11 protein-coding genes are annotated in these 13,407 nt (G+C 65.1%); 7 read left to right on the top strand and 4 right to left on the bottom strand.

Annotated features, from left to right (window positions below; genetic code table 11):
• Positions 1-100: 100 nt before the first annotated feature.
• From QA642_RS07740 to QA642_RS07725, 4 genes are all read left to right on the top strand, one after another.
• Entirely contained in the window at positions 101-1,828 is a 1,728-nt protein-coding gene (locus tag QA642_RS07740; RefSeq protein WP_283084135.1) for an adenylate/guanylate cyclase domain-containing protein, read from the top strand.
• Between the two features lie 374 nt (positions 1,829-2,202).
• Positions 2,203-3,402, top strand: a complete 1,200-nt coding sequence (locus QA642_RS07735) for a molybdopterin-dependent oxidoreductase (RefSeq protein WP_283084134.1) — start codon at positions 2,203-2,205, stop codon at positions 3,400-3,402.
• A gap of 12 nt (positions 3,403-3,414) precedes the next feature.
• Positions 3,415-3,723 carry a cytochrome c gene (locus tag QA642_RS07730; protein ID WP_283084133.1) on the top strand — a complete coding sequence of 103 codons (309 nt, stop codon included), beginning with the start codon at positions 3,415-3,417 and terminating at the stop codon, positions 3,721-3,723.
• Positions 3,724-3,931: 208 nt separating this feature from the next.
• The gene (locus tag QA642_RS07725; protein WP_008563500.1) at positions 3,932-4,132 is read left to right on the top strand and encodes a cold-shock protein; all 201 of its coding nucleotides are present in this window, start codon (positions 3,932-3,934) and stop codon (positions 4,130-4,132) included.
• A gap of 171 nt (positions 4,133-4,303) precedes the next feature.
• Here the strand turns inward: QA642_RS07725 and QA642_RS07720 are convergent, their stop codons facing one another.
• The gene (locus QA642_RS07720; RefSeq protein ID WP_283084132.1) at positions 4,304-4,765 is read right to left on the bottom strand and encodes an Lrp/AsnC ligand binding domain-containing protein; all 462 of its coding nucleotides are present in this window, start codon (positions 4,763-4,765) and stop codon (positions 4,304-4,306) included.
• Between the two features lie 114 nt (positions 4,766-4,879).
• Here QA642_RS07720 and putA point away from each other — a divergent pair, with 114 nt between their 5' ends.
• The 3 genes from putA to QA642_RS07705 all read left to right on the top strand — a co-directional run bounded on the left by putA (position 4,880) and on the right by QA642_RS07705 (position 10,107).
• The gene (putA, locus tag QA642_RS07715) at positions 4,880-7,879 is read left to right on the top strand and encodes a bifunctional proline dehydrogenase/L-glutamate gamma-semialdehyde dehydrogenase PutA (protein WP_283084131.1); all 3,000 of its coding nucleotides are present in this window, start codon (positions 4,880-4,882) and stop codon (positions 7,877-7,879) included.
• Positions 7,880-8,097: 218 nt separating this feature from the next.
• The gene (locus QA642_RS07710; protein ID WP_283084130.1) at positions 8,098-9,303 is read left to right on the top strand and encodes a CoA transferase; all 1,206 of its coding nucleotides are present in this window, start codon (positions 8,098-8,100) and stop codon (positions 9,301-9,303) included.
• Between the two features lie 156 nt (positions 9,304-9,459).
• On the top strand, positions 9,460-10,107 hold the full coding sequence (locus QA642_RS07705) for a glutathione S-transferase family protein (protein WP_283084129.1): 648 nt from the start codon (positions 9,460-9,462) through the stop codon (positions 10,105-10,107).
• A 194-nt stretch (positions 10,108-10,301) separates the two neighbouring features.
• On the opposite strand, the gene QA642_RS07700 is transcribed toward QA642_RS07705, so the two are convergent.
• From QA642_RS07700 to QA642_RS07690, 3 genes are all read right to left on the bottom strand, one after another.
• A complete protein-coding gene (locus QA642_RS07700; RefSeq protein ID WP_283084128.1) occupies positions 10,302-10,466 on the bottom strand; it encodes a hypothetical protein in 165 nt (54 codons plus the stop codon).
• Positions 10,467-10,547: 81 nt separating this feature from the next.
• On the bottom strand, positions 10,548-12,080 hold the full coding sequence (locus QA642_RS07695; RefSeq protein ID WP_283084127.1) for a hypothetical protein: 1,533 nt from the start codon (positions 12,078-12,080) through the stop codon (positions 10,548-10,550).
• Between the two features lie 93 nt (positions 12,081-12,173).
• Positions 12,174-13,193 carry a hypothetical protein gene (locus QA642_RS07690; RefSeq protein WP_283086821.1) on the bottom strand — a complete coding sequence of 340 codons (1,020 nt, stop codon included), beginning with the start codon at positions 13,191-13,193 and terminating at the stop codon, positions 12,174-12,176.
• Positions 13,194-13,407 lie beyond the last annotated feature (214 nt).

Genomic DNA, 13,407 nt, shown 5'->3' with positions numbered 1-13,407 from the left:
TTATTTGGCAACTATCGCGCATGTGATCGGGCCAGCTGTCCACTCCGGGAATTAAAAGCTAGGCTGGCTGTTCTCATTGATGAACTGATACAAGCGAATCATGGCCACCGCTCCCGTCCACATGCCCGAACTCGTCCGCGCGACCGGCGTGCGGCAGGTGCGGCTGGTCTGCGGCATCATCCTGTTCTCTTACGTGATCAGCCATTTCCTCAACCATGCGCTCGGCAACATCTCGGTCGATGCCATGCAGATCGCCGTCTACTATCACACGGCGTTCTGGCAATTCCTGCCTGTCGCGATCGTGTTCTACGGCGCGGCCCTGACCCATATGGGGCTTGGCGTCTACGCGCTGTATCAGCGCCGGCAGTTCCGCTGGAAGACCATCGAGCCGCTCCAGCTCGTGCTGGGACTGAGCATCCCCGCGCTGGTCATGGCGCATGTGATCGGCGTGCGGCTCGGCCAGACGCTGTACGGGCACCAGAAGCTCTATCCGCAGGAGCTCTATCTGTTCTTCAGCTCGAACCGCATCTGGAGCATGACGACCCTGCTCACCATCGCCTGGATCCACGGCTGCATCGGCATCTATTTCTGGCTTCGTCTGAAGCCGTTTTTCATGCGCGCGGCGCCCTATCTGCTCGCGGCCGCCGTGCTGATCCCGACGCTGTCGCTGCTCGGCGTCTACCAGGGCGGCCGTAGCGTGATGTTCGATGCCGACGACGGCGAATGGCGCACGCACAATCTGACCCGCCGCCAGCTCGGCTCGACGGCCGAGGCCGCAACGCTCGACCGCATCACCAACACCCTCACCATCGGCTATGTCGGCCTGCTCGGGCTGGTGCTGGCGGCGCGCGGCGTGCGCGCTTTGCGCGAGCGGCGCGGCGGCATGATCGCGCTGTCCTACGGCAACGGCAAGACGGTGCGGGTGCCCAAGGGCCTGTCCGTGCTGGAGGCGAGCCTGCGCCACAACGTGCCGCATGCCAGCGTCTGCGGCGGCCGCGCCCGCTGCTCGACCTGCCGCATCCGCATCATCGGCGACCATGCCGCTCTGCCCGAGCCGTCGCAGCGCGAAGCGTTCGTGCTCGCCCGCGTCGGCACCGCCGATCCCTCGATCCGGCTTGCCTGCCAGCTGCGGCCGGAGTGTGACCTCTCCTTCTTCCAGCTCTTCACACCGCACACGCTGTCGGCGGGCGCGCACGCCTCGACGCCGGCCCGGATCGGCCAGGAGCGTTATCTCGTCAGCCTGTTCGTGGACATGCGCGGCTCGACGCAGCTTGCCGAGAAGCGGCTGCCGTTCGACACCGTCTTCATCGTCAACCGCTTCCTCGGCGCGGTCTCGCAGGCCGTGATCGAGCATGGCGGCCAGCCGAACCAGTTCGTCGGCGACGGCATGCTGGCGCTGTTCGGGCTGTCGGCCGATCCGCAACACGCCTGCCGGCAGGCGCTGAAGGCGGCCAGCGGCATCGCCGCCAATATCGACGAGCTCAACGAGCTCCTCAGCCATGATTTGCGCCAGCCGATCGGCTTCGGCATCGGCATCCATGGCGGCGAAGTCATCATCGGCGATATCGGCTATCGCGATCACATCGTGTTCACCGCGCTCGGCGACGCCGTCAACGTCGCCGCCCGCCTCCAGGACATGACCAAGACGCTGGCCTGCGAGGCCATCGTCTCGGAGGAAGTCCGCCGCACCGCCGGCCTTGGCGACGATTCGCTGCCGCAGCAGGAAGTCGCGATCCGCGGCCGCGACGAGCCGATGGCCGTGCGCGTGGTCGCCGATGCGAGAGAGCTTGCGGCGCTGGTCGACCGCGGCGAGCGCGTGGCGGCGTAAGACGCCTAACCACACCGGAAGTGCGCTCCCTCCCCCGCTTGCGGGAGAGGGTTGGGGAGAGGGTCTCTCCCCAACGGGACAATCCCCTAGAGGAGAAAGCCCTATCCCCTAGAGGAGAAAGCCCTCACCCGCGCGCGGGACGATGCTTCGCATCGCCCGGAGCGCGACCTCTCCCGCAAGCGGGAGAGGTGCACCATCGTTCGCCGCTACAGTTCGGATCAATCTCGTTACAAACGTAACACCGGCTTGCTGCAACGCAGCGGCATGGGCTTGCTGCGAAAGCACGAATTGACTTCGCCCGAGTCGTTGCGACAGATGAGCACGGGATCGCGGTGATGACCGCTGGTCCAACGAAAGCTCCGGGAGGAGACGACATGTTCGATCGACGCGACCTGCTCAAAGGAGCGGGACTTGCCGCCATGGCGGCCACACTGAATTCCACCAAAGCGCTGGCCCTCGACACCGTCGCGCTGCCCTTCGCCAATGGCGAGCGGCCGCTGGTGAAGTATCCGCAGAAGCGGCCGATGATCGGGCTGACCAGCCGGCCGCCGCAGCTCGAGACGCCGTTCGCGGTCTTCAACGACGGCCCGATCACGCCGAATAACGCGTTCTTCGTGCGCTATCATCTCTCCGACCTGCCCTACAATCTCGACCCCGACAAGTTCACCCTCGAGGTCAAGGGCAAGGTCGACAAGCCGCTCAAGCTGTCGCTCCAGGACATCAGGAAGATGAAGGCGACCGAGATCGTCGCCGTCAACCAGTGCTCGGGCAACAGCCGCGGCTTCTCCGAGCCGCGCGTTGCCGGCGGCCAGCTTGCCAACGGCGCGATGGGCTGCGCGCGCTGGCGCGGCGTGCCGCTGAAGGCCGTGCTCGAGATGGCCGGCGTGCAGGCCGGCGCCAAACAGGTCACCTTCAACGGCATGGACGGCCCGGCCAGCGACAAGACGCCCGATTTCATCAAGGCGCTGGACATCGATCACGCCAGCGACGGTGAAGTGATGCTGGCCTACGGCATGAACGGCGAGGATTTGCCGTTCCTCAACGGCTTCCCGCTGCGCCTGGTCGTGCCCGGCTATTACGGCACCTACTGGGTCAAGCACCTCAACGAGATCACCGTCATCGACAACGTCTATGACGGCTTCTGGATGAAGTCGGCCTATCGCATTCCCGATACGCCGAACAATGCGGTCGAGCCGGGCACCGCGCCGAAGGCGACGATCCCGATCAACCGCTTCACCATCCGCTCCTTCATCACCAGCGTCGCCGACGGCGCCAAGCTGAAGGCGGGACGCACGACGCTGCGCGGCATCGCCTTCGACGGCGGCAAGGGCATCAAGGAGGTCCAGGTCTCCACCGACGGCGGCAAGACCTGGGTGCCCGCCAAGCTCGGCAAGGATCTCGGCAAATACGCGTTCCGCGAATGGAAGCTGCCGGTGAAGCTTGCGGCCGGCCAGGTCGAGCTCAAGGTGCGCGCCACCGGCAATGGCGGCGAGACCCAGCCGGATACGCCGCGCTGGAACCCCGCGGGATACTTGCGCAACGTCGTCGAAACCACGCGCGTCACCGTGGCCTGAGGGAGAATGATCATGCAGCGCACCGTTCTCCTCGCCGCCTCGCTTGTCTTCGTCGCATTGCTGGGCTCGGCGCTTGCAGCGCCCATCAATTACAAGACCCCCGATGAGGTCGCCGCGTTCAAGCCCGGGCCCAATCTCGAGGTCGTGCAGGGCAATTGCACCGCCTGCCACTCGTCCGACTATGTCGCCACGCAGCCGCCGATGAAGGACAAGAAGGGCTTCTGGCAGGCCGAGGTCACCAAGATGATCAAGGTCTATGGCGCACCGATCGACGATGCCGATGTCGGCAAGATCGTCGATTACCTGGCCGCGACTTATTGATGGACGGCAGGGGCACTCCCGGCCATTTGACCGCCAAACGGGCAAAACCGGCAAAAACGCCGCGAAGTTGAGCGGAATTCGGCGAAATGCGGTTGTGGTTTGAGCTACCAAGCCCGCCACAATCCGCGTATCCTGTTAGGACCGAACCGGCCGGTTGGCGGGGACTGGCGGTTCGCAATCTCGGAGGAAGACCCGCGGAGAAGTCGTGATGGCTAAAGGTACGGTCAAGTGGTTCAACCCGACGAAGGGTTATGGATTTATCCAGCCTGCGTCGGGGGGCAAAGATGTGTTCGTGCATATCTCGGCAGTGCAGAAAGCCGGCCTGTCCACCCTGAACGAGGGACAGACGGTTGAATACGAAGAGATCGCAAACCGGGGCAAGACCTCCGCAGAGAACCTCAAAGTATAAGCCCGCCAGCCTTTGCTGCCTCCCGGATCAGTCCGGGAGCGGGGCCAAAAAAATTTCAGAAGACGGCCAGTGCATTCGACGACAGGGGTTGCGACTGCACACGGAGAGCTATTTTTCCCGCGAAAACCGCATCCTCAACGCCACAGCAATGACAATCGCGACCGCACTTCGTTACTCCACCGGCAACGGTGCGTCGCGCTTGATCTCCTCCATCACCGCATAGGTTCGCGTCTCGCGCACGCCCGGCATCGACAGCAGGGTCTCGCCGAGGAAGCGTCGATAGGCGGTCATGTCCGCAAGCCGCGCCTTCACTAGATAGTCGAAGCCGCCTGCAACCATGTGACACTCCAGCACCTCGGGCGCGAGTTTCACCGCGCGCGCGAAGCGCTCGAAATTGTCCGGCGTGGTCTTGTCGAGCAGCACCTCGACGAACACCAGCAGGCCAAGGCCCAGCCGGTGCGGATTGAGGCGCGCGCCATAGCCCTCGACAAAGCCCTCGCGCTGCAACCGCTTCAGCCGCTCGCCGATCGAGGTCGGCGACAGGCCGATGCGCTCGGCCAGCTCGACATTGGCGATTCGCCCATCCTGCTGCAGGACTGAGAGAATTTTGCGGTCGATTCGATCAAGTTCCATATTTTATGTGGCCATATTACTATTTGTCTTCATTTTCTAAGGCAAAATAGCTATCTTGTCTATCGAACTGCGGTCATGCCGGCCTTATCCTGAATTTGAGCCACAGGACACGCCATGCCCAACATTCCACCGCTCTTCACCGCGCCTTACGCCCCCGATGATGCCGAGATCGCAGCAAAGCTCCTGCCGGCCTCGCATCTGAGCCCGCCGCAGGAGGCGCGGATCGACCGCACCGCGACGCGGCTGATCGAGGCGATCCGCAAGCGCGACGACCGGCTCGGCGGGGTCGAGGACATGCTGCGGGAGTTCGCGCTCTCGACCAAGGAAGGGCTGGCGCTGATGGTGCTGGCCGAAGCACTGCTGCGCGTGCCTGATGCCCGCACCGCCGACCAGTTCATCGAGGACAAGCTCGGCGAGGGCGACTTCATCCATCACGAGACCAAGTCCACCGCGTTCCTCGTCAATGCCTCGGCCTGGGCGCTCGGCCTCTCCGCGCGGGTGATCCAGCCCGGCGAGACGCCCGACGGCACCATCGGCCGGCTGGTGAAGCGGCTGGGCGCGCCGGCGGTGCGCACCGCGACGCGCCAGGCGATGCGGCTGATGGGCAATCATTTCGTGCTCGGTGAAACCATCGAGCAGGCGCTGGAGCGGGGCAAGCCGCGCTCCGGCCAGAAGCCACGCTATTCCTTCGACATGCTCGGCGAAGGCGCCCGCACCGCGGCGGATGCGAAACGCTATTTCGATGCTTATGCCAGTGCGATCGAAACCATCGGCAAGGCCGCGGGTCCCCATCCCTTGCCCGACCGGCCCGGCATCTCGGTAAAACTCTCGGCGTTGCATCCGCGCTTCGAGGCGATCAGCCGTGACCGTGTGATGGCCGAGCTGGTGCCGCTGCTGCTGGATCTCGCGCAACGCGCCAGGGCGTATGACCTCAACTTCACCGTCGATGCCGAGGAAGCCGACCGTCTGGAGCTGTCGCTCGACGTGATCGCGGCGACGCTCGCCGACCCATCACTCGCCGGCTGGGACGGCTTTGGCCTCGCGATCCAGGCCTATCAGAAGCGCGCCAGCGCCGTGATCGACTATGTCGATGCGCTGGCCCGCGCTCATGACCGCAAGCTGATGGTGCGCCTCGTCAAGGGCGCCTATTGGGACACCGAGATCAAGCGCGCGCAGGAGCGCGGGCTCGACGGCTATCCCGTGTTCACACGCAAGGCGATGACGGATCTGAACTACGTCGCCTGTGCCGCCAAGATGCTGGCGTTGCGGCCGCGCATCTTCCCGCAATTCGCCACCCACAACGCGCTGACGGTCGCGACCGTGCTGGAGCTTGCGCATGGCAGCGGCGGCTTCGAATTCCAGCGCCTGCACGGCATGGGCGAAGCGCTCTACGAGCAGCTCGCCAAGGATCACCCTGATATCGCCTACCGCACCTACGCGCCGGTCGGCAGCCATCGCGACCTGCTCGCCTATCTGGTGCGACGGCTCTTGGAGAACGGCGCCAACTCCTCCTTCGTCGCGCAGGCCGCCGATTATCGCGTGCCGGTCCCGGCGCTGTTGCAGCGACCGGCGGATGCCATCGTCCGGCCGCAGGCGGCGGCGCATCCAAAAATTCCGTTGCCGGGCGATCTGTTCGCGCCGGAACGGCGCAATTCACGCGGCGTCGAGTTCGGTGAGCATGCCGCGCTCGATCAGTTGCTGACGGACGTCCGGGCTGAGGCGACCGATCTCAAGCCGATTGCCGATGCGGCGCCTGATCAGGCCAATGCGGCGGTGGCAGCGGCACGCGCCAGCTTCGCCGCCTGGAGCCGGACGCCGGCGGCGGTGCGCGCGGCGGCGCTGGAGCAGGCCGCGCATCTCCTGGAGAGCCGCGGCGCGCATTTCATCGCGCTGTTGCAGCGTGAGGGCGGCAAGACGCTCGACGATGCGCTGTCGGAGTTGCGCGAAGCCGCCGACTTCTGCCGCTATTACGCCGCGCAAGGGCGCAAGCTGTTCGGCGTCGATGCCGCGATGCCGGGCCCGACCGGCGAGAGCAATGCGCTCGCGATGCGTGGTCGCGGCGTGTTCGTCGCGATCTCGCCGTGGAATTTCCCGCTGGCGATCTTCCTCGGCCAGATCACCGCGGCGCTGATGGCCGGCAACTGCGTCGTGGCAAAGCCCGCCGAGCAGACGCCACGCATCGCGCGCGAGGCGGTCGCCCTGCTGCACGAGGCCGGTATTCCCAAGGGCGCACTGCATCTCGTCACCGGCGACGGCCGCATCGGGGCAGTGCTCACCGCGCATCAGGATATCGCGGGCGTCGTCTTCACCGGCTCGACCGAGGTCGCGCGCCTGATCAACCGCACACTCGCCGCCAAGGACGGGCCGATCGTGCCGCTGATCGCGGAGACCGGCGGCATCAACGCGATGATCGCCGATGCGACCGCGCTGCCCGAGCAGGTGGCCGACGACGTCGTCACCTCAGCGTTCCGTTCCGCGGGCCAGCGCTGTTCGGCGCTGCGGCTCTTGTTCGTGCAGGAGGACGTCGCCGACCGCATGATCGAGATGATCGCGGGCGCGGCGCGCGAATTGAAGATCGGTGATCCCGCGGAGGTCGCAACCCATGTCGGCCCGGTGATCGACCAGGAGGCCAAACAGCGGCTCGATGCGCATATCGTGCGGATGACGCGCGAGGCGAAGCTGCACTTTGCCGGCAAGGCGCCCGAAGGCTGCTTCGTCGCGCCGCACATCTTCGAGCTCAAGGACGCCGGCCAGCTCAAGGAGGAGGTGTTCGGCCCGATCCTCCACGTCGTGCGCTACCGCGCGGAAAACCTCGAGCACGTGCTGCAGGCGATCGCGCACACCGGTTACGGGCTGACGCTCGGCGTTCATTCGCGCATCGACGACACCATCGAGGCGATCATCGACCGCGTCCAGGTCGGCAACATCTATGTCAACCGCAACATGATCGGCGCCGTGGTCGGCGTGCAGCCGTTCGGCGGCAATGGCCTGTCCGGAACCGGCCCCAAGGCCGGCGGCCCGCACTACCTCGCGCGCTTTGCGACCGAGCAGACGGTGACGATCAACACCGCGGCCGCGGGTGGCAACGCGGCACTGCTGGCGGGAGAGGAGTGAGAACGCGTCTGAATTCGCGGCCCGCATCAGCGCACGATAGCAGCTCCGTCATCCTTCGAGGGCCGCTTCGCGGCCACCTCAGGATGACGGAGCACAGCAATGAGCCCTGCGCCTAGCGCCGTTGCATCCCCGCGAAACATCGGTCTAATGCTGGCATGACTTGGCCTGCGCCAATTCCAGCGCACGGGAAACAACAAGAGCGAGGGAGCTACGCCGCGATGGAAAAGGGCATTTTTGCGGGGCTGAAGGTTCTGGACTGCGCGAGCTTCATCGCAGCGCCCGCAGCCGCGACCGTGCTGTCGGATTTCGGCGCCGATGTCATCAAGATCGAGCCGCCCGGCGCCGGCGACCCCTATCGCAATCTGCCCAACATTCCCGGCTATCCGAGCAGCGAGCACAATTACGCCTGGCTGCTGGAGGCTCGCAACAAGAAGAGCATCGCGCTCGACCTCGCCAAGCCCGAGGCGCAGGCCGTGCTCTACAAGCTGGTGGAAGAGGCCGACGTCTTCATCACCAACATGCCGCCGCCTGTGCGCACCAAGCTCGGCATCACCTATGACCACCTCGCCCATCTCAACGACCGGCTGATCTACGCCTCCTTCACCGGCTATGGCGAGAAGGGCGAAGAGGCCAACAAACCCGGCTTCGACAGCAACGCCTATTGGGCACGTTCCGGCCTGATGGACCTCGTCCGCGCCGACACCAACACCACTCCGGCCCGCTCGGTCGCCGGCATGGGCGACCACCCTTGCGCCATGGCGCTCTACAGCGCGATCGTCACGGCGCTCTATCAGCGCGAGAAGACCGGCAAGGGCTCCCATGTCGCCTCCAATCTGATGGCCAACGGGGTGTGGGCCGCGAGCGTGCTGGCACAGGCAAAACTCTGCGGCGCCAAGTTCGCCGAGCGGCGGCCACGCGAGCGCGCGCTCAACGCGGTAGCCAATCACTACCAGTGCAAGGACGGCCGCTGGCTGATCCTGTCGCTGCTGAGCGAGGAGAAGCAGTTTCCGACGCTTGCGAAGTGCCTGGGACGCGAAGACCTCATCGCCGATCCGCGCTTCGCCACCAAGGCGGATCGCCACGTCCGCTCGGTCGAGCTGATCAAGATTTTTGACGAGACCTTTGCCACCAAGGATATCGCCGAATGGCGAAAAATTCTCGACGGCAACGGGCTCGTGTTCGGCATCGTCGGCATTCTGGACGACATCCCCACCGACAAGCAGATGCTCGACAACGAGGTGCTGGTGCCGTTCGAGAACGACACCATGCTGACGATCTCCAGCCCGATCTGGATCGACGGCGCCAAGAAGGTCCAGCCGCGCAAGCCGCCCGCGGTCGGCGAGCACAGTGACGAGATTTTGCGCGGGGCGGGATACGACGAAGCGGCGATCAAGGCGCTGAGGGGGTCGGGGGCGGTGGGTTAGCCCCATCGTCTCCGCAAACTCCGTCATTGCGAGCGCAGCGAAGCAATCCAGAGTCTTTCCGCGGATGCATTGCTGGATTGCTTCGCTGCGCTCGCAATGACGATGTGGAGCGATCTCGCTATAACAATCGGCAAAACACAAATGCCGTGAGGTCCCATGCCCAGCTACCGCCTGCACTACTTCCCGGAATCCGGCAACAGCTACAAGCTGGCGCTGATGCTGACGCTGTGCGGCGAGACGTTCGAGCCGGTGTGGACCGATTTCGGCGGCGGCGTCACGCGCACGGCGGAATGGCGCAAGGCCGTCAACGAGATGGGCGAGATTCCCGTGCTCGATATCGACGGTGTGAAGATGACGCAGACCGCGCCGCTCCTGCTGAAGCTCGCCGAACAATATGGCCGCTTCGGCGCCGAGACCGAGGATGAAAAATTCGAGCTGCTGCGCTGGCTGTTCTGGGACAACCACAAGCTCACCGGCTACATGGCGACCTATCGCTTCATGCGGGCCTTCACCGAGAAAAACGATCCGCAGGTGCTGAAGCATTTCCGCCGGCGGCTCGACGACTTTCTCGGCATTCTCGAGGGCCATCTCCAGCACAACGCCTTCGCGATCGGCGCCAGGCCGACGGTCGCGGACATCTCGATGATGGCGTATCTGCACTATCCCAGCGACGAGCACGGTTTCGATTTCGCGGCGAGCCATCCCGCCATCCATGCCTGGCTCGGTCGCATGGCGGCGCTGCCTGGCTGGAAATCGGCGTATGAGCTGCTGCCGGGAAAACGGATGGTGAATTACGCGAAGTGAGGTTGCTGTTTCTTCCCTTCTCCCTGTTCTTACGGGGAGAGGGTCAGGGTGAGGGGCCTCTCTCCACACGCGAGATCGCCGCGAGACCGGTACCCCTCACCCGGATCGCAAGAGCGATCCGACCTCTCCCCGCAAGCGGGGAGAGGTGAACCCCGCGCTCGCTCCGCGCGCTTTCAATCGCAAGAAAGCGCGGCTTACCTCAACGCCAGCCAGCCCAGCGTAAATAAAATCCCGCCGACGATCACCACCACCGCGACTGCCCAGGTGCTGACGCGGACGCTGCCGGTGATCTGTTTGGCCTCTTCATTGCGCGCGATCTCGCGATTGCGCTCCTTGTCGGCGTCGCTGGTATCCGTCATGGGTCATCCAAAATCGCTTGCTGGCCTTATCTTGCGCGTGATCTTTTCGAAAAACCGCTACGCACTTTTTCGGATCACGCGCTAACGCGTCTTGATGAAGCACATGCCGATGCGGCGCGAGGCCGCGGCAGCCTGACAGGTCAAACCTTTAGCACAGCTCCATGACGTAAAACTCTCATCCCGCGTTCCCGATCCCGCATTTTGCAGGGAACAATGCGCGCCCCAGCCGTCCTGATATTCGGTGCCGGCAAGCTCTTGGCTGCCGCGGGTCTGCGGCCGGCTGGCAAATCCGCGTGAGAAATCAGGACGATTGCCCGCGGCGAAGGCGGTCAGGATGTCGCGGCGGCGGACCTGGTCGCCGACAAAATGCGGCGAGGCCGGCACGATGGTGGAGTTGGACGGCTTGTCCGCGAGCCAGTCGACGCCCGGGAAATGGAAGCCGCCGATGCCGCGGGTCTGGTGGCAGCCGGCGCAGGTAACGTCGTTGAGGCGGCGCTGGAAGCCCGCGACCGAGCGGACGTTCTGCATGTCGCCGCGCGCGGCGGCCTGCTTCAGCGCGCCGACCACGTCGTTGTCGGTGAAGACCGGATTGTCCCTGCCCTCACCTGCCATCATGCCGAATTCCGGCTGCAACGCGGAGGCATCGAGCCCGGCGGGCGTCGGCACCACCGCGGCCTTGGCCAGGAATTTCTCGGGGATCAGCACGGTGCCGCGATCGAACGCGCGAAGATTATCCGGCGCGAGCAGCCATTCCTTGAAATCGCGCCGCAGCGCATCGTCCGCGACGATGCGGTCGCGATCGATCTGGTTCTCCAGCGTCGATTCCTCGAACGTCTTCGTCGCGGCGTCGTACTTGAACACCTTGAGCAGATAGTCGGAGCGGAAATCGTGCAGCGCCGATTTCGGCGCGACGGAGACCTGGATGTTGGTCTCGATGCGGTCGAGCGTGGCGTCGGAAGGATGAACGCTGCCGCCGATCAGTCGCTGCCAGTCGCCATTGTCGAGCCAGCGCCGCGCGACCTCGGCACAGGTGAGCGGCTTGCCGCTCGCATCCGTCTGGTGCGGGTCCCTCGCCTTCATCACCAGATTGAACGTCATCGGCAGGCGCGTTGCGGTCTTGCCGCCGTCCGGCTTGTTGTCGAAACGCGCGAGACGATAGATCAGCCGGATCTCGCCGCAGGATTCTTCCGAGACATAGGCGCGGTCCATGCGGTTGACGATGCCGGCCAGCACGAAGCGCGTGTCGGGCGATTTCAGATTGGCCCGATCGAACAGCTGGACGTCAAAGCCTTCGCCGACGCCGATGGTCTCGCTCGGCCAGGCCGCCTTCTGCTGCGCGACGTAGCGGTCGAGCTCCGTGTCGATCGCGGGCGGAATCTGCTTGAGCTGCGGCAGTTGCGAAAACATCTGGTCGGTCGTCAGCGGAACGTTCGCGTTCCGCTCCGGCCAGAGCAGCCGGGGGATCGTCAGCACGTCGTTCTGGTCTAGCTTCTTCAGCAGATCGGGATCGGTGATCGCCGTGCCGCGCATCAGCGCGCTCTCGGCCGCGAAAAGCGGAACAGAGCCGCCGGCCAATGCGGCAACAGCAACCAGAATTCGCAACGCGCGGCTCATGCCTCCAGTAACACCGCGTGTGCCAGCCTATTCAAGTAAAAAGGCGCTTCACACGGTGGTGAAGCGCCTCCTTAAAAACAAGATATTGGCGACTCAGCGCGCGACGATCAGGCCCTTGCTGGTGACGACCACCCAGCGGCCGTCCTGGCGACGGATCGCATCGACGCGGCCGACCCCGGGAATGGGATCGCCGGCATAGACCTCATATAGGCCGTCGCGGCCCTCGATCAGTGCGCCGCCATTGGCGACGTCGCGCAGCCTCCAGCCTTCGAGCGTCGGCAAGCGGCCGACCTCGGTCTTGGGCGCGGCCGGCGCGGGAGCCGGTGTGGCGGCCGCGGTCGCAACCTGGGTCGGAGCGATCGAGCCGGTGGTCTCCTTGGCGGGCGCTGCCGCAGCCTGTGCGGGGGCGACGGGCGGGGTGGCGCGGAGCTTGTCGACGGTCTCCGACAGTCTTGCGATCTTGGCCATCGGCTCGGCCTGCGCCTTCTCGAGCTTGTCGAGGCGGTCATTGGCCCGGTTGAACTGGCTGAGGCCGGTCTTGGAGGTGTGCTCGACATTCGCCCTGAGGGCGACGAGGTCGGCATCGATCCTGGCGACCGAGGATTCCAGCGCGCTGGTGTCCGCGACCTGCGCCGGCGCGGGGGCCGGGGCCAGGGCTGCGAAATGCATCATGCCCGCGGTCGCCAGCGCGCCGCTGATGGCACCGACGCAAGCGGCGATCGCGACCACCGCGGCCATCGCCGACAGGCGCCGCTGGTCGCTGGTCGCGCGCGGGGTGTCCGGCTTCACATGCGGGGCAAACTCCTCGCGCTCCCAGGACCGGTCCGAGGGCGCCATGACGATGAGCTTGCCGGGCTTCGGCTCGGGCTTGGTTTCGGGCTTAGTCTGGGTCTTGGTCTCGGGCTTGGCTTCGAACTTCGGCACCTCGATCCGGGGCGGTTCGATCCTGGGGGCATCTGCTTTCACCGGATCAGGCTTCGGCGGCGCCTCATGATCGGGGGCGATCGAGGGGGCCTCGATGCTGGCGGCAGCCTCGACGGCCTGCGGCGCGGTCGCGGCGGCTTCGACGACGCTCGTCTGTTCGCCGGTCTCCTGGGCAGCCTGCTCGGGCATTGGTTCGCTCACGGCTCAAATACTCCAGTCTGGATTGACCTTTTGGTAACTTTCATTGCTTGCGAAATCCTTACCTCCGGACCCGCTTACCGAAATTTTAGGAACTCATCGGGGGCCGAATTGGGTCGGGAAAATGGAACCGGCGTGGCGGCGTGCAACAAATCGTCAGCCGATGCTGCTGTGCGGCGTACCCTCGCCTTAGCCGAAGGGGCTG

It is taken from the genome of Bradyrhizobium sp. CB2312, from assembly GCF_029714425.1.
GTDB lineage: Bacteria > Pseudomonadota > Alphaproteobacteria > Rhizobiales > Xanthobacteraceae > Bradyrhizobium.
The sequence above is the reverse complement of the archived record's forward strand: the minus strand, read 5'-3'. Positions and strand labels throughout refer to the sequence as shown.

What these genes read in the sequence shown, in the direction of transcription:
- QA642_RS07740 (WP_283084135.1), top strand. Translation starts at nt 101, where the DNA reads ATGGCCACCGCTCCCGTCCACATGCCCGAACTCGTCCGCGCGACCGGC.
- QA642_RS07735 (WP_283084134.1), top strand. Translation starts at nt 2,203, where the DNA reads ATGTTCGATCGACGCGACCTGCTCAAAGGAGCGGGACTTGCCGCCATG.
- QA642_RS07730 (WP_283084133.1), top strand. Translation starts at nt 3,415, where the DNA reads ATGCAGCGCACCGTTCTCCTCGCCGCCTCGCTTGTCTTCGTCGCATTG.
- QA642_RS07725 (WP_008563500.1), top strand. Translation starts at nt 3,932, where the DNA reads ATGGCTAAAGGTACGGTCAAGTGGTTCAACCCGACGAAGGGTTATGGA.
- QA642_RS07720 (WP_283084132.1), bottom strand. Translation starts at nt 4,765, where the DNA reads ATGGAACTTGATCGAATCGACCGCAAAATTCTCTCAGTCCTGCAGCAG.
- putA (WP_283084131.1), top strand. Translation starts at nt 4,880, where the DNA reads ATGCCCAACATTCCACCGCTCTTCACCGCGCCTTACGCCCCCGATGAT.
- QA642_RS07710 (WP_283084130.1), top strand. Translation starts at nt 8,098, where the DNA reads ATGGAAAAGGGCATTTTTGCGGGGCTGAAGGTTCTGGACTGCGCGAGC.
- QA642_RS07705 (WP_283084129.1), top strand. Translation starts at nt 9,460, where the DNA reads ATGCCCAGCTACCGCCTGCACTACTTCCCGGAATCCGGCAACAGCTAC.
- QA642_RS07700 (WP_283084128.1), bottom strand. Translation starts at nt 10,466, where the DNA reads ATGACGGATACCAGCGACGCCGACAAGGAGCGCAATCGCGAGATCGCG.
- QA642_RS07695 (WP_283084127.1), bottom strand. Translation starts at nt 12,080, where the DNA reads ATGAGCCGCGCGTTGCGAATTCTGGTTGCTGTTGCCGCATTGGCCGGC.
- QA642_RS07690 (WP_283086821.1), bottom strand. Translation starts at nt 13,193, where the DNA reads ATGCCCGAGCAGGCTGCCCAGGAGACCGGCGAACAGACGAGCGTCGTC.